At 62.3% G+C, this 14,617-nt stretch carries 15 protein-coding genes; 8 read left to right on the top strand and 7 right to left on the bottom strand.

Features of this window, described 5'->3' with window-relative positions; genetic code table 11:
- Positions 1-37: 37 nt before the first annotated feature.
- A complete protein-coding gene (locus NKJ55_RS25075) occupies positions 38-1,105 on the bottom strand; it encodes a CobW family GTP-binding protein (RefSeq protein ID WP_352452220.1) in 1,068 nt (355 codons plus the stop codon).
- 197 nt (positions 1,106-1,302) lie between these two features.
- Between NKJ55_RS25075 and NKJ55_RS25070 the strand changes: the two genes are divergently transcribed.
- Positions 1,303-2,025 (top strand): intradiol ring-cleavage dioxygenase, encoded by a 723-nt coding sequence (locus NKJ55_RS25070; protein WP_352452219.1) that lies wholly within the window; start codon positions 1,303-1,305, stop codon positions 2,023-2,025.
- Between the two features lie 203 nt (positions 2,026-2,228).
- Complete coding sequence (locus tag NKJ55_RS25065) at positions 2,229-2,711, top strand: MarR family winged helix-turn-helix transcriptional regulator (RefSeq protein WP_352452218.1); 483 nt, start codon at positions 2,229-2,231, stop codon at positions 2,709-2,711.
- A gap of 2 nt (positions 2,712-2,713) precedes the next feature.
- Here the strand turns inward: NKJ55_RS25065 and NKJ55_RS25060 are convergent, their stop codons facing one another.
- Positions 2,714-3,586: an AraC family transcriptional regulator gene (locus NKJ55_RS25060; protein WP_352452254.1), complete on the bottom strand. Its 873-nt coding sequence runs from the start codon at positions 3,584-3,586 to the stop codon at positions 2,714-2,716.
- A 52-nt stretch (positions 3,587-3,638) separates the two neighbouring features.
- Between NKJ55_RS25060 and NKJ55_RS25055 the strand changes: the two genes are divergently transcribed.
- From NKJ55_RS25055 to NKJ55_RS25035, 5 genes are all read left to right on the top strand, one after another.
- Entirely contained in the window at positions 3,639-4,046 is a 408-nt protein-coding gene (locus tag NKJ55_RS25055) for a DUF2000 family protein (protein ID WP_352452217.1), read from the top strand.
- A gap of 197 nt (positions 4,047-4,243) precedes the next feature.
- Positions 4,244-5,128 (top strand): DMT family transporter, encoded by an 885-nt coding sequence (locus tag NKJ55_RS25050; RefSeq protein ID WP_352452216.1) that lies wholly within the window; start codon positions 4,244-4,246, stop codon positions 5,126-5,128.
- A 68-nt stretch (positions 5,129-5,196) separates the two neighbouring features.
- A complete protein-coding gene (locus NKJ55_RS25045) occupies positions 5,197-6,219 on the top strand; it encodes a LacI family DNA-binding transcriptional regulator (protein ID WP_023676245.1) in 1,023 nt (340 codons plus the stop codon).
- On the top strand, positions 6,216-7,196 hold the full coding sequence (locus NKJ55_RS25040) for a 2-hydroxyacid dehydrogenase (RefSeq protein WP_352452215.1): 981 nt from the start codon (positions 6,216-6,218) through the stop codon (positions 7,194-7,196). Before NKJ55_RS25045 ends, NKJ55_RS25040 begins: the two co-directional genes overlap by 4 nt.
- Positions 7,197-7,350: 154 nt before the next feature.
- Positions 7,351-7,746: a hypothetical protein gene (locus NKJ55_RS25035; RefSeq protein WP_352452214.1), complete on the top strand. Its 396-nt coding sequence runs from the start codon at positions 7,351-7,353 to the stop codon at positions 7,744-7,746.
- Positions 7,747-7,760: 14 nt separating this feature from the next.
- On the opposite strand, the gene NKJ55_RS25030 is transcribed toward NKJ55_RS25035, so the two are convergent.
- Positions 7,761-8,534, bottom strand: coding sequence for a gamma-glutamyl-gamma-aminobutyrate hydrolase family protein (locus tag NKJ55_RS25030; RefSeq protein ID WP_352452213.1), 774 nt, complete (start codon positions 8,532-8,534; stop codon positions 7,761-7,763).
- A gap of 284 nt (positions 8,535-8,818) precedes the next feature.
- Between NKJ55_RS25030 and NKJ55_RS25025 the strand changes: the two genes are divergently transcribed.
- On the top strand, positions 8,819-9,928 hold the full coding sequence (locus tag NKJ55_RS25025; protein WP_023676249.1) for a TRAP transporter substrate-binding protein: 1,110 nt from the start codon (positions 8,819-8,821) through the stop codon (positions 9,926-9,928).
- A gap of 65 nt (positions 9,929-9,993) precedes the next feature.
- Here NKJ55_RS25025 and NKJ55_RS25020 read toward each other — a convergent pair whose 3' ends face one another.
- From NKJ55_RS25020 to NKJ55_RS25005, 4 genes are all read right to left on the bottom strand, one after another.
- The gene (locus NKJ55_RS25020; RefSeq protein WP_352452212.1) at positions 9,994-11,016 is read right to left on the bottom strand and encodes a zinc-dependent alcohol dehydrogenase family protein; all 1,023 of its coding nucleotides are present in this window, start codon (positions 11,014-11,016) and stop codon (positions 9,994-9,996) included.
- 16 nt (positions 11,017-11,032) lie between these two features.
- The gene (locus tag NKJ55_RS25015; RefSeq protein WP_352452253.1) at positions 11,033-12,811 is read right to left on the bottom strand and encodes a TRAP transporter large permease; all 1,779 of its coding nucleotides are present in this window, start codon (positions 12,809-12,811) and stop codon (positions 11,033-11,035) included.
- Positions 12,811-13,395 (bottom strand): TRAP transporter small permease subunit, encoded by a 585-nt coding sequence (locus NKJ55_RS25010; protein ID WP_352452211.1) that lies wholly within the window; start codon positions 13,393-13,395, stop codon positions 12,811-12,813. The genes NKJ55_RS25015 and NKJ55_RS25010 overlap by 1 nt, the downstream gene beginning before the upstream one ends.
- Before the next feature lie 204 nt (positions 13,396-13,599).
- A complete protein-coding gene (locus NKJ55_RS25005; RefSeq protein WP_023676253.1) occupies positions 13,600-14,505 on the bottom strand; it encodes a branched-chain amino acid ABC transporter permease in 906 nt (301 codons plus the stop codon).
- Positions 14,506-14,617 lie beyond the last annotated feature (112 nt).

Genomic DNA, 14,617 nt, shown 5'->3' with positions numbered 1-14,617 from the left:
AGAGAAGGGGCAGCGCTAGCGCTATAAAGTCCGGAAATCAAGCGGCCTGGCAGGCCTCGAAGCTTGTCTTCAGTCGCTCGGCGTCGAGTTCGCGGCCGATGAACACCAGCCGGCTCTCGTGCTTCTCGTCGTCCTTCCAGGCGCGCTGGTGGTCGCCCTCGATGATCATGTGCACACCCTGGATGACATAGCGCTCGTCATCGCCTTTCAGCGCAAGGATCCCTTTCAGCCGCAGGATGTTCGGGCCTTCCATCTGGGTCACCTTCTCGATCCACGGGAAGAACTTTTTCGGGTCCATCTCGCCGCCGCGCAGCGACACCGACTGCACAGTCACGTCATGGATGTCGGAAGGGTGCGCATGATGATGCCCGTCATGATCGTGGTGATCATGGCCGTCGTGATCATGGTGATGGTGGTCATGATCATGATCATGATGGTCGTGATCGTCATGCGCCTCGAGGAAATGCGGATCGTTCTCCAGCGCCCGGGACAGGTCGAACGCACCGCGATCGAGCACCTCGGACAGCGCCACGCTGGCGCGTGTGGTGCGATGGATTCGTGCCGCCGGGTTGATGGCGCGGATCGTCGCCTCCACCTTGCTCAGCTCTTCGGGGGTGACCAGATCGGTCTTGTTGAGTACGACGACATCGGCAAAGGCGATCTGGTCCTCGGCCTCTCGGGAATCCTTCAGACGCAGCGGCAGGTGCTTGGCGTCGACCAGCGCCACCACCGCATCGAGCCTGGTCTTGGAACGCACGTCGTCGTCCATGAAGAAGGTCTGCGCCACCGGCACGGGATCGGCGAGGCCTGTGGTCTCGACGAGGATGGCGTCGAAGCGGCCAGGCCTGCGCATCAGGCCCTCGACGACGCGGATCAGGTCGCCGCGTACCGTGCAGCAGACGCAGCCATTGTTCATCTCGTAGATCTCCTCATCGGATTCCACGATCAGCTCGTTGTCGATGCCGATCTCGCCGAATTCATTGACGATGACGGCGTAGCGCTTGCCATGGTTTTCCGAAAGGATGCGGTTGAGCAGTGTCGTCTTGCCGGCGCCGAGATAGCCGGTGAGGACGGTTACGGGGATCTGCGTCTGTGCGTCGCTCATATTGTGCCTCGAATAGGGATTGTCGGCTCCATATAGGATGTGTGCTCGGCTTTTGCACGAGGCAAACCGGTGGGCCAAAGAGGGGCTGGTATTGCCGAACTTTCCTCACATTGCCGAACTTTCATTGGCGCCGCCTGACAGCGGGCCCTAGATAGGCGGGGTCATTTACGGAGCTGTTCGCGTTGAAGAGGCGCCAGATGTCCGACAAGTCCTTGCCACTAAGCCGTCGGCAGGCGCTCGGTCTCGTTGCGGTTACCGCTGGCGGCATATTCCTGCCCGCCGGTGCAAGGGCCGGGCAGGTTTCGCCCTATGCCGGGCTTGCTTTGTTCGAAGCCGGTGCCGGCGTCTGCGCCATCACGCCCGAGGTCACCGAAGGGCCGTTCTATTTCGACCCGAAGCTCGAACGCGCCGATATCACCGAGGGCAAGAAGGGCATCGGCCTCAATGTGCGGCTGCAAATCGTCGACGCCGCCTGCCGGCCGCTTCCCGGCGCACGCGTCGATATCTGGCATTGCGATGCCCAGGGCACCTATTCCGGCTATCCCGGACAGGGCGACGGGCAGGATATCGACACGTCCGGCCAGAGCTTTCTCCGCGGCTGGCAGAGAACCGATGAAAGCGGCATCGCTTCTTTCGCCACCATCTATCCCGGCTGGTATCGCGGCCGCACCACCCACATCCATTTCAAGATCTTCCCTGACGACCGCTCGATGATGACCGGCCAGATGTTCTTCCCCGACAGCCTCAGCGAGCAGATATTCGCCACCGTCGCGCCCTATAAAGATCGCCCCGGCAAACGCGATACATCGAACGCGCGGGACGGCATTGCTCGGCAGGCCGGGTCGCTGTCGCAGGCAGCGCTGCGGGAAATGGCGGACGCCTATCAGGCGTTGATGGTGGTCGCGGTGAAAGCCGGTTGAGAACGCCTCGTCACGTCCCCATCCAGCCATTGCGGAAAGTCGTTTGTCATCTAACTGAAATAAACATCTGGCATTAGCCACGGCGAACACCGCGAAGCTTGCCGGCAAAGCTATTTTCCGAGCCGGAATGTTTTCGATCGTCATTGCCAATCGGCGGCCTGCTTCTATGCTGTCCGCTCCGGTTCGGCCGAGGAGGGATGAGCATGGCCAAGGCGGACAAGACTGCAACAATGAGCCGGCTGCATTCGGCGGCGCGGCTGGCGCGCACGGCGCTCGCCGCCCGGCTTCTGGCGCATGGTTTCTATGCCGGCCAGGACCAGATCATGCTGGCGCTCGACCGCGAGGACGGGCAGACGCCCGGCAACCTTGCCGGCCGCCTCGGCGTGCGTCCGCCGACCATCACCAAGACCATCAACCGGCTGCAGGCGCAGGGCTTTCTGGAGAAGCGGGCCTCGTCCGCCGATGCCCGCCAGGCGCATATTTTCCTCACCGACACCGGCCGCGAAATCATCCACGCCATCGAGAAATCGGTGAAGAAGACCGAAAAGCAGGCATTGAAGGGTCTCGACAAGAAGGATCAGAAAGCGCTGTTCAAGCTGCTTGCCCGTGTCGAGGCGAACCTTTCGAACGGCGAAATAGTGCTCCCCGATGACGAACTGGATATCGAGGACAAGATCCTTGAATAAGGTCACGCGTTCGCCGCTGGCGGCCGTCGCGTCAGTGCCGACCAGCGTCCCGGTGTGACGCCGAACGCCTTTTTGAAATGCCGATTGAAATGGCTTTGGTCACTGAAGCCGGCTGCGATGGCGATTTGCGCCAGTGGCTCGTCGGCTTCGATCATCCGACGGGCTCGTTGAAGCCGGCGCATCAACAGGAACCGGTGCGGGCTGGTGGAGAAGGTGGCGCGGAAATGCCGCGACAGGGCATAACGGTCCAATCCGGTTATCGCCTCCAATTCATCCGAACGTACAATCCGCGCGACATTTTCCTCCAGATAGTCGCGCGCCAGGCTGGCGGCGCGCCACGCAGTTTTCGCTACCGGTTTCGTCGGCTGACCGGCGTGCCGGGCCAAGCTTTGCATAAGCTGCGTCATGAAATCGACGACAAACAGCTCGTCAAGTTCCTGATTCAACGGCCCGAGCGCGGAAAGCAGCGTCGCCCGGAGATCGCGGTCTGTCACCACGGCATTCCCGACGAATGGCAGTGATCCGCCGCCGAGACAATCGAGCATCAGGGACGGCTCCAAATAGAGCATTCTGTATCGCAAGCCGTCTTCGGTGCCGGCACCGCCATCGTGCAGTTCGTCGGGATGAAGGATAATGATCTGGCCAGGCAGGCTCTGATGCGTTTGGCCGCGATAGCGGAAGCGCTGCACGCCATAAAGCGTCACCCCGATCGCATAGGTGTCGTGGCGATGGAGATCGAAGGCATTGCCGTGGAACCGGGCCTCGATGCGTTCCATCCCGGCAGCACCGGGTGCCGGTACGATGCAGTTCTCGGCTGCATCCACGCACAAACGTCCAAGACCCTGAAAGGCTTCCCGGTCCAGATCGTGCGCCATCGCTTCACTCGCAGCCTCGGATTGGCCCCCTTTTCGGATTGGAAACTGTCGCATGTTCGATACGAAATTTGCAATCGTGCTCAAGGATGATCTTCCCGTCTGGCAAAAGCTCAATGTCACCGCCTTTCTGACCAGCGGCATCGTCGCGCAATTTCCCGACATTATCGGCGACCCCTACCGTGATCGCGCCGGCAATATCTACAACCCGCTGTCGATCCAGCCGGTCATCGTGCTTTCGGTGGACGGCCAGACGCTCGGCGCGATCCAGCGGCGGGCGCTGGAGCGTGGTGTGACGGTTTCGCTCTATGTCGAGGAAATGTTTTCGACCGGGTATGATCTGGCCAACCGCGCCGTCTTTGCCGAATTTGCGCCGGAGGATGCCAAGGTGGTCGGCATCGCGCTTCGCGCCGAAAAGAAGCTCGTCGACAAGATCACCAAGGGCGCCCGCATGCACGCCTGAGTCGTCGGCCACTAGGTCGGCCACTGGGAAACAAACTGAGCCTGCCGGCGGCTGTCGTTGTGCCAGCCTGTTTTGGCTTGCCCGCAGGCGACAATTGCCGCATTGGTGAGGGACTGCCTTGCTTCCCGTCCGGCCTGAAATTGAATGCTCCCCCAAGACAAGACGAAAGCGCGACATCGCCGGCGGCGATCCTGTGCATGCTTTCCGTCTATGTGTTTTTCACCTTCCTCGACACCAGCAGCAAGTACCTTGTGCTGGCCGGCGTCTCGGCGCTGATCGTCGCCTGGACCCGCTTCGCGGTCCATGTGCTGATCGTCGGCGTCTTTCTGCGCGGATGGCGTGAGCCGCTGCGCTTTCGTCCCGCCAACCTGCCGGCGCATCTCACGCGCGGTCTGCTCCTGTTCGGATCGACGATATGCAACATTCTCGCGCTGCGGACGCTGCAGCTGGCAGAAACCACCTCGATCTACTTCTTCGGCCCGATGGTGATCACCGCGCTTGCCGGTCCGTTGCTAGGGGAATGGGCCGGCTGGCGGCGCTGGCTGGCGATCATGAGCGGCTTTGTCGGCGTCCTCATCATCACCCGGCCGGGCGTCGGCGTTTTTGGCGTCGGCCATCTCTTTGCGCTCGGCTCGATGCTATCGAACAGTTTCTACATCATCATGACGCGCCGCATGTCGGCCACGGAAACCTCGGAAAGCCTCATCCTGTTTTCGGCGCTGGCGCCGGCCGTTCTGCTGCTGCCGACACTGCCGTTTTCGCTTTCGCTGCCGCAGGATGGCTGGCACTGGTTCATATTGCTGATGCTGGGCGTCTTCGGCGCCATCGGCCATTGGCTTCTTGTGCAGGCCTATCGCCTTGCCACCACCACGGCCCTGGCCCCCTATCCCTATTCGCAGATGATCTGGATGATCATCTCCGGCCTGATCGTCTTCAACCAGTTTCCCGACCGCTGGACGCTGGCCGGTGCGACAGTCATCGTCGCCAGCGGCCTCTACATCGTCCACCGCGAGCACCGGCTTCGTGTGCGCAACCGCGCGACGCTGGACGCGGAGGCGGAAGCGCTGGCAAAAAAACTTTGATTTGCTCGGGATCGATGGCATAAGAGCCGGCCTTTAAACAGTTTAAATTGCTTCGGGAGCGCAGGGCGCTGGCACAGAAGATCAAGCTTTCCACCATCGCGGATGCGCTCGGCGTGTCCACGGCCACGGTCTCGCTGGCCTTGCGCGACAGCCCGCTGGTCGCCGGCGGCACCCGCGATCGCATCAAGGAACATGCCCGCGCCATCGGCTATATCTACAACCGCCGCGCCGCCAGCCTGCGCACCTCGCGCTCGGGCATTGTCGGCGTCGTCGTCCACGATATCATGAACCCGTTCTTTGCCGAGATATTGCGTTCGATCGAGAGCGAACTCGACCGCAGCCGGCAAACCTTCATCCTGTCGAACCACTACGACCAACTCGAGAAACAACGCACCTTCATCGACACGCTTCTGCAACTCGGCGCCGACGGCGTCATCATGTCGCCGGCCATCGGCACGCCGCCCGAAGACATAATCATGGCCGAGGAGAACGGTCTCCCGGCAGTGCTGATTGCACGCACCGTCGAAGGTGCCGACGTGCCGGTGTTTCGCGGCGACGATGCCTACGGTACCGGGCTTGCTACCAATCATCTGATCTCGCTTGGCCACAAGCGCATCGCAATGATCGGCGGTACCGATCAGACGTCGACCGGCCGCGACCGCTATCAGGGATATGTCAATGCCATGGAGGCGGCGGGGCTTGAGGTCAGGCCGTCCTGGCGTATCGCCGGCCCGCGCACCAAACAGGCCGGCTTCGAGGCCGCCGGGCAGTTCCTAGCGCTGAAGGACAGGCCGACCGCGGCCTGCTGCTGGAACGACCTCGTCGCCATCGGCCTGATGAACGGCATCGCGCGCGCCGGGCTGGTGCCGGGCATCGACATCTCCGTTACCGGCTATGACGACCTCGAGGAGGCGGCGATCGCGACGCCGGCGCTGACTACCGTGTGGAACGGCCAGCGCGAGGTTGGCCGCCGCGCCGCCAGCGCGCTGCTCGACAAACTCAACGGACAGACGGTGCGGCCGTCGCAGGAACTGATCAAGCCGGAACTGCATGTGCGCCAGTCGACCGGCAAACCGGTGGAACGTGCATGACAAAAACCAAACAGCAAGCTGTCGCCATTCTGGTGCCGGGCCAGTTCAACGATCATGCGGTCGGCCGCATCGACGGGGTGTTCAGCCGCGTCCGGATCGAACGCGCCGATCCGTCGCTGGTCACCGACGAGATGCGTCATACGGTGCGCGGCATCGCCGCCTTTGGCGGCATAAGCTCCGCGTTGATGGACGCGCTGCCAAAGCTCGAGATCATCGCCAATTTCGGCGTCGGCTATGATTCGGTCGATGTCCGCCACGCCGCACAGCGCGGCATCATGGTCACCAACACACCGGATGTGCTGACCGAAGAGGTCGCCGATACGGCGCTCGGCCTGTTGATCAATACCATCCGCGAACTGCCGCGCGCCGAGGCCTGGCTACGCGACGGAAGCTGGCTGCGCAACGGCAACTATCCGCTGAGCCGGCTGACCTTGCGCGGGCGCCATGTCGGTATCTTTGGCATGGGCCGCATCGGCCTCGCCATTGCCCGCCGGCTCGACGCTTTCGGGCTGCCCATTGCCTATCACAACCGGCGCCGCGTCGAAGGCCTGTCCTATGACTATCACCCGACGCTGAAAGGTCTCGCCGGGGCGGTCGACACACTGATCTCGGTGGCGCCCGGCGGGGCTTCGACGGAAAAGGCCGTCAATGCCGAAATCCTCTCGGCTCTTGGGCCGAACGGCGTCTTTGTCAACATCGGCCGGGGCAGCACGGTCGACGAACCAGCCCTTGCCGCCGCACTTGCCAGCGGCAGCATCGCCGCTGCCGGGCTAGACGTCTTTGCCGACGAGCCGAATGTGCCAGCGGCGTTGCTTGCCGCGCCCAACACCTCGCTTTTGCCACATGTCGGCTCGGCCTCGCAGCACACCCGCCGCGCCATGGCGGACCTGTGCGTCGAAAATCTGGTCTCGTGGTTTTCGCAGCGCAAGGCGCTGACGCCGGTGCCGGAGACGGCAAATGTCAAGGCAAGGCCGTAAGCGGGCTGCCATATCTATTAACTTCAGCTTAACCCTTCGGAATCATTCTGGTCCCTTCGCAGTGTATGTCCGCCTGACAGGACATGACAGCAAGATGAAGCGCGCCTCCCTGATCTCTTCGAACCGGCGCGCTTGAAATGCGCGGAGAACCAGGATGAAGACGCTTCCTGCATTGATGACAGTCGCTGTGCTGTTCGGCAGCGCCCAGCTGTTTTACGCCGGTAGCGGTGAAAGCCGTGCGGCCAGTGAGTCACCGCTTTCATCCGGCAACTACAGGCTGGTAGCCCATGGCAACGAGGGGTCTTGTGCGGTCAGCCGCGGCGCCGAGATTTCGCAAGGCCTGTCGCTGTTGACGATCGCAGCAAATTGCCGCCGGGTGTTGCCCGGCGTCGAGCAGGCGAAGTTCTGGCGAGAGCAGGATGATGGCACGGTCACCTTCAGCGCCAACGGCACCGATCCGATCGTCATGTTCTCAGTCGCCGACGGCGATGGTTACGAATCCTACGCGCCGGCGCTGCCGCTGCTGACGCTGGCGTCGGCCGGCAACTAGCGAGCGCGGCAGGACTATTCCGCGGCTGCGCGCGCACCCGATTTCGCCGCCTGATGCAGGCGCACCGCATCGCCGAATGCGCGAAATATCTTTACCGAGATACTGTCCGATTTGACCCAGTATTCGGGATGCCACTGGACGCCGACGGCGAAAGCCCGTGCATCGCGCACCGAAACCGCCTCGACAGTGCCGTCGGCGGCGACCGCTTCGACCTGCAGCTTTGGGCCAAGCCGGTCGATGGCCTGGCGATGCACCGAATTGACCATGATGTCGCCGGCGCCGAAGACCCCGGCCAGGCAGCTGCCGGGTTTTATCGCCACGCTCTGGCGGATGGCGAAGCGTTCGTCCTGATTGTCGCTTGCCGGCGCACGATGATCGAGCGAACCGGCGCGTTCCTGGATTTCGGTGGCCAGCGTGCCACCCAGCGCCACATTCATCTCCTGGATGCCGCGGCAGATGGCGAGCAATGGCACCCCGCGCTCCACCGCCCGGCGGATCAGCGGCAACGTCGTCGCGTCGCGGGCGGAGTCGTAAGGACCATTGGCTTCGCTGGCGTCACCGCCATAGAGCGAGGGATGAACGTTCGATTTGGAACCGGTGACCATGACGCCGTCGACGGCGGAAAGCAGTTCGTCGAAGTCGAGCCGGTCGCCGAAGGACGGTACCAGCAGCGGGAACACGCCTGCACCCGAAAGCGCCGCTTCGAGATATTGCTGTGGCGTGGCATGCCAGGTGTAATTGTCGAACTGGCGGACGTCGGCCGATACGGCCACGAGCGGCTGGTGCATTTGGTCCGGATCCCATCGGGTGCAACGAATTATCTGCCTGCAAAATAGGCGATCCGAAGGCGCATTTCCATGGCAAGTTTCGGCGTGTCGCGTAGGCCAGTTAATCGACCTTAGACTATAGTTGCAAGATCTGCCCCAACGCCGTGAATTTCCCCGAAATGCGTCGCTCAAACCGGGCTGCCGTGCTGGACTCGACTACTTGCCTGTGTATTGTCGGCTCGAAGCCGATCCGGGCGCCGAAGTGTCCCGAATGTCGGTCAGTGGATCCAAAAGGGAGGAACTTCATGGATCGTCGTTCGTTCATCCGCAAGGCCGGCACCGCCGGCGTTGGCGCTGCGGCCGCTGCCGCGACACTTGCCGCGCCGGCCATCGCCCAGTCCAATCCGAAAGTGACCTGGCGGCTGGCGTCGTCCTTCCCGAAGTCGCTCGATACGATCTATGGCGGTGCCGAAGTGTTTTCCAAGATGCTGTCGGAGGCGACCGACGGCAACTTCCAGGTCCAGGTCTTCGCCGCCGGCGAACTCGTTCCCGGCCTGCAGGCCGCCGATGCCACCACTGCCGGCACGGTCGAGGCCTGCCACACGGTGGCATACTATTACTGGGGCAAGGACCCGACTTGGGCGCTGGGAGCGGCGGTTCCGTTTTCGCTCAACGCGCGCGGCATAAACGCCTGGCACTATCATGGCGGCGGCATCGATCTGTTCAACGAGTTCCTGGCGACGCAGGGTCTGTTTGGGCTGCCGGGCGGCAATACCGGCGTGCAGATGGGCGGCTGGTTCCGCAAGGAGATCAAAACGGTCGCCGACCTTTCCGGCCTCAAGATGCGTATCGGTGGTTTTGCCGGCAAAGTGGTGCAAAGGCTCGGCGTGGTTCCTCAGCAGATCGCCGGTGGCGACATTTATCCGGCGCTGGAAAAAGGCACGATCGATGCCGCCGAATGGGTCGGCCCCTATGACGACGAGAAGCTCGGCTTCTACAAGGTTGCGCCCTATTACTACTATCCCGGCTGGTGGGAAGGTGGACCGACCGTCCATCTGATGTTCAACAAGGCGAAATACGACGAACTTTCGCCGGCTTACAAGTCGCTGGTGCATACTGCCGCTCAAGCGGCCGACGCCAACATGCTGCAGAAATACGACTATCTCAATCCGGCGGCGGTTAAGCGGCTGGTTGCCGGCGGTGCCAAGTTGAGCCCGTTCAGCCAGGAGATCATGGCCGCCTGTTTCGAAAAGGCCAACGAAGTCTATGCCGAGATGGAAGCCTCGAATGCGCCGTTCAAGAAGATCTGGGATTCGATCAAGGCGTTCCGCAAGGAGCATTATCTCTGGGCGCAGGTGGCCGAGTACAACTATGACACCTTCATGATGGTCCAGCAGCGCAATGCCAAGCTCTGATCCTGTTGCTTCGCGGCGCCAGTGTTCCTTTCGGAACACTGGCGCCGTAGCGCATTCATTTGCGATCAGCCGGGCACCACCACGACCTTGACCTCGCCTGGCGCCGGCGGGTTGGCAATGATCGCCACCGCCTCGTCGAGGCTGACTTGTCGTGATATCAGCCGATCTACTTCGATCGTCCCCGAGGCGATAAGATTGGCGGCCCGGCGATGGGTAAAGGGGTTGAGGAAGGAACCCAGGACCTTCAACTCACGGAACAGCAGATCGAACGGTTCGAACGCCACTTTCATGCCTTGAGGCATCACGCCGACGACGACGACGGTGCCGCCCGCTTTGGCCAGCCGCATCGCCTGCTCAACAGTGTCTTTCACGCCGGCGCATTCGAACACCACGTCGACGCCGCCCGGCATCAAACCCGACCGGCCGACGATCGCATCGATGACATCGAAGGCGCTGGGATCGAGCGTCGCCGTTGCGCCAAATTGCTCGGCAAGAGCCCGCCGCGAGGCCTGACGGGTCGACAAGATAATGGTCGTCGCACCGGCGAGCTTTGCCAGTTGAACGGTGAGCAGGCCGATCACGCCGCCGCCGAGCACCGCGACCGACGAGCCTGGTTTGATCGCGGCAAGGTCCACGCCATGCAGGCAGCAGCCGAGCGGCTCGCAGAAAGCACCATGCGTAGGCTTCAGATCGCCTGGCAAGACGAAGGCCTGTTTCTGTGGCAGGACAAGATATTCGGCAAAGCCGCCATCGCGATGGATACCGATGGCGCGTAGATTGCCGCAGAGATTGACCCGGCCGGCCTGACAATGCTCGCATCGGCCACAGGCAATGTTGGGATCGCCGGTGACGCGGTCGCCGACGGAAAAGCCGGATACGGCAGGTCCGACCGCCTCGACGATGCCGGAGAATTCATGCCCGAGCGTCACCGGCGGCGTGCACGGGAATTCACCATGGAAAAGATGCCTGTCGGTGCCGCAGACGCCGCACGCCTCGATGCGCACCAGCAGATCGTTCGGCCCGGCGGTCGGTTTCTCGACCTCGCACACGGCGAGGCTGCCCACTCGCTCCAACCGAACCGCCTTCATGGCTGCCGGGCCCTCCTCAGTTGAAACTCGGTGGTTGCGACAGATCGATTGCCGGCGCCGCCGGTTTCGCGGGCGGCTTTTCGTCGAAGCTCGGCGGCTGCGACAAATCCGGTGTGGAAGGTGAGGCCGGGGCAGTGCCGCCGTTGGCCGGCGGCGTGCCAAGCGGCGACAAGCCGATGCCAGGCGTTTCCGGCACCTGGTAGTTGATGGTGCCAGGATCGACGACAGTGCCTTTGTAGTGCATCACCATCTGCGGGAAGGCGATGGTCAGGCCGATCATGATCACCTGGATGCAGACGAAGGGCACTGCGCCCCAATAGATCTGCCCTGTGGTGACCGGCGCGATCTGCTTGCCGGTGAGTCGGTCGAGATAGGGCACGCGCGCGGCGACCGAGCGCAGATAAAACAGCGCGAAGCCGAAGGGCGGATGCATGAAGGAGGTCTGCATGTTGACGCCCAAAAGCACGCCAAACCAGATCAGGTCGATGCCGAGTTTGTCAGCCGCTGGCGCCAAAAGCGGCACGATGATGAAGGCAAGCTCGAAAAAGTCGAGGAAGAAGGCGAGCACGAAGACGAGGATGTTGACGCCAATCAGGAAACCGACTTCACCGCCCGGCAGCGACGTCAACAGGTGCTCGACCCAGATGTGGCCATTGACGCCGTAGAAGGTCAGCGAGAACACCCGCGCGCCGATCAGGATGAACAGAACGAAGGACGACAGCCTGGTCGTCGAGGCCAGCGCCTGCTTGACCACGTCGAGCGACAGCCGCGCCTTCATCGCCGCCATTGCCAGCGCGCCGACGGCGCCCATGGCGCCGCCTTCCGTCGGCGTGGCGATGCCAAGGAAGATGGTGCCCAGCACCAGGAAGATCAGCGCCAGCGGCGGGATCAGCACGATGATCACCTGCTGTGCCAGTCTGGACATCAGGTTGATCTTCAGGCGCTGGTCGACGATCGCCACGACATAGATGAAGATGACGCCCATGGTGGCGCCGAGGATATCGGCGTTGCCGCCATGGTTCGGCGCAAGGTAGCGATACGCCGCATAGGAAACCACCACCGCCGCCAGCAGCGCCGCCAGCAGCGACAGCACGCCGTGGCCGAGCGTGCGGGCCTCCAGCGGCAGGGCCGGCATCGACTTCGGCCGGAAGATCGACATCAGCAGGATGTAGAGCATGTAGATGCCGGTCAAAATGAGTCCGGGGATCAGCGCTCCCTTATACATATCGCCGACCGAGCGGCCGAGCTGGTCGGCCAGGACGATCAGCACCAGTGACGGCGGGATGATCTGGGCGAGCGTCCCGGACGCGGCAATGACGCCGGATGCCAGCCGCCGGTCGTAGCCGTAGCGCAGCATGATCGGCAGCGAAATCAGACCCATGGCAATGACGGAGGCCGCCACCACGCCGGTCGTCGCGGCGAGCAGCGCGCCGACGAAAATCACGGCATAGGCGAGGCCACCACGGACCGGTCCGAACAACTGGCCGATCGTGTCGAGCAGGTCTTCGGCCATGCCGGATCGTTCGAGCACGATGCCCATGAAGGTGAAGAACGGGATCGCCAGCAGCGTATCGTTCGACATCACCCGGCTGCCATAGAAATTATCCGGCAACGCGTGCAGCAACGGCCAGGCGAGATTGATCGAGCCGCCCGAATAGGGCGACAGAAGCACGCCGATGAAGAAGAACATCAGGCCGTTGGCGGCGAGCGAGAAGGCGACGGGGTAGCCGATCAGCAGGAAGACGACCAGCGAGGCGAACATGATCGGCGCCATGTTCTGGGCGATGAACTCGATCACGAGCGCACCTCTTCGGCGAGCGCCTTGGCTTCGAGTTCGGCCTGCTCATGCGCCGATATGAACGGAGTGGGATCGTCCATCTGACCGCGCATGATGGCGATTTTCTTGATGATTTCGGAAATGCCCTGCAGCGCGAGCAGAAAAAAGCCGACCAGCAGGATCGCCTTCGCCGGCCAGATGATCAGCCCGCCGGAATTGTTCGACATCTCCCCGCTGCGATACGACAGCGACACATAGGGAACGAAATAGACCACCATCAACGTCACGAACGGCATCAGGAAGAAGACGTGACCGAAAAGGTCGATCCAGTGCTGCACGCGGCGCGAGAACATGCCGTAGACGATATCGATGCGGATATGGTCGTTCTGCTTCAGCGTGTAGGCGGCGGCCAGCATGAAGGCGGCGCCGAACAGATACCATTGCAATTCCAGCCAGGCGTTCGAGGACATGTCGAACACCTTGCGGATGACGGCGTTGGCGGCGCTTACCAGGATCGCCAGCAGGATCAGCCACGAAACCCATTTGCCGATGAATTCGTTCAAACGGTCAATGGTTCTGGAAAGAGCGAGAAGCCCTGCCATGCATTCCTCCCTTGTGTCAGAGCGCGGCGGTTCACTGTCCGTCGCGTCGCTGTGGACCAACGGTATGCAGTGCGTGGTCCGGCGGGTCAACACGGGACAGCCCGCATAAACACAGTTGTGAGATGACGGGCGGCAAAATGCTGCCGCGTCCTTTGCATGTCCAAGGACATGCGGCGCTTTCACCCAAGCAAAGTCGGGTGCGGCTCAGGCGATCTTCTGTTGGTCGCGGCCGGCGCCGATCAGCACAAGCATGGCGACGAGGAACAGGTACATCCAGCCGTCCCGCCATTCGAGCGGAAAATAGCCGGCCCATAGCGATTCGGCCATGCCGAAAGCGGCGGCGCCCAGTGCCGCCCGCAAAGGCGAAAGATAGCCGCCCACTGCGGTCACGAACAGGATTTTCAACCCGTAGACCAACCCTGTGCCGAAGCTGATGTTGCCGTAGTAGAAGGCGGCGAGCACGCCGGCCAGTGCCGCGCAAAGGCCGCCGAAAAGCACCGCACGCCGAAACACCGCACGGACATCGACGCCGCACATCGCAGCCGCCTTGGGATCGTCGGATACGGCGCGCCAGCTCCGGCCGAAGCTCGAATATGCGAAGCCCCAGGCAGCCAGCGCTATGGCCGCCAGTACGGCGGCGCAATCGAGCAATTGGATCAGCGTCAACGTCGCCTTGAAGCTGGCATTCTGCGCGAAGACGATGGTCTGGGCCAGCATTGGCGGCAACCATAGGTCATGGGTATCGGCGGCGATGCGGCTGGCTTCCGACAAGACCAGCAATATGCCGAGCGTCGTCACCACGATGGCGTTGGGCGAGCGGTCGGCCAGCGGTTCGAAGATACTTCGGGACAGGACATGGCTGAGCAGCGCCGCATAAAGGAATGCCGCAGCTACGCCGAGCGCGACCGACGCAAACAGCGTCAGCCACAGCGCCTGATAGCCGAACGCCGCGGTGAGGATCATCGTATGCCCGCAAAAGGCGAACAGCGCGCCATAGGCAAGATTGGTACGGTGCAGGATGCCGTTGGTCAGCACGTAGCCGAAGGCAAGCAATGCGTAGAGCGCGCCCGAATGCAGCCCGTTCAGAACCTGCTGGAAGAAATAGAGCATGCAAGACCCTCTATGCATGCCCCGCAATCGGGGCAGAGGTTTGGGACGAACGATATTCTCAGTACGGCGATCGCCTCAGTGAGCGTTGCACCCGGAATCTAACTTGTCAAAC

Source organism: Mesorhizobium sp. M0106, assembly GCF_040322715.1.
Lineage (GTDB): Bacteria > Pseudomonadota > Alphaproteobacteria > Rhizobiales > Rhizobiaceae > Mesorhizobium.
The sequence above is the reverse complement of the archived record's forward strand: the minus strand, read 5'-3'. Positions and strand labels throughout refer to the sequence as shown.

What these genes read in the sequence shown, in the direction of transcription:
- NKJ55_RS25075 (WP_352452220.1), bottom strand. Translation starts at nt 1,105, where the DNA reads ATGAGCGACGCACAGACGCAGATCCCCGTAACCGTCCTCACCGGCTAT.
- NKJ55_RS25070 (WP_352452219.1), top strand. Translation starts at nt 1,303, where the DNA reads ATGTCCGACAAGTCCTTGCCACTAAGCCGTCGGCAGGCGCTCGGTCTC.
- NKJ55_RS25065 (WP_352452218.1), top strand. Translation starts at nt 2,229, where the DNA reads ATGGCCAAGGCGGACAAGACTGCAACAATGAGCCGGCTGCATTCGGCG.
- NKJ55_RS25060 (WP_352452254.1), bottom strand. Translation starts at nt 3,586, where the DNA reads ATGGCGCACGATCTGGACCGGGAAGCCTTTCAGGGTCTTGGACGTTTG.
- NKJ55_RS25055 (WP_352452217.1), top strand. Translation starts at nt 3,639, where the DNA reads ATGTTCGATACGAAATTTGCAATCGTGCTCAAGGATGATCTTCCCGTC.
- NKJ55_RS25050 (WP_352452216.1), top strand. Translation starts at nt 4,244, where the DNA reads ATGCTTTCCGTCTATGTGTTTTTCACCTTCCTCGACACCAGCAGCAAG.
- NKJ55_RS25040 (WP_352452215.1), top strand. Translation starts at nt 6,216, where the DNA reads ATGACAAAAACCAAACAGCAAGCTGTCGCCATTCTGGTGCCGGGCCAG.
- NKJ55_RS25035 (WP_352452214.1), top strand. Translation starts at nt 7,351, where the DNA reads ATGAAGACGCTTCCTGCATTGATGACAGTCGCTGTGCTGTTCGGCAGC.
- NKJ55_RS25030 (WP_352452213.1), bottom strand. Translation starts at nt 8,534, where the DNA reads ATGCACCAGCCGCTCGTGGCCGTATCGGCCGACGTCCGCCAGTTCGAC.
- NKJ55_RS25025 (WP_023676249.1), top strand. Translation starts at nt 8,819, where the DNA reads ATGGATCGTCGTTCGTTCATCCGCAAGGCCGGCACCGCCGGCGTTGGC.
- NKJ55_RS25020 (WP_352452212.1), bottom strand. Translation starts at nt 11,016, where the DNA reads ATGAAGGCGGTTCGGTTGGAGCGAGTGGGCAGCCTCGCCGTGTGCGAG.
- NKJ55_RS25010 (WP_352452211.1), bottom strand. Translation starts at nt 13,395, where the DNA reads ATGGCAGGGCTTCTCGCTCTTTCCAGAACCATTGACCGTTTGAACGAA.
- NKJ55_RS25005 (WP_023676253.1), bottom strand. Translation starts at nt 14,505, where the DNA reads ATGCTCTATTTCTTCCAGCAGGTTCTGAACGGGCTGCATTCGGGCGCG.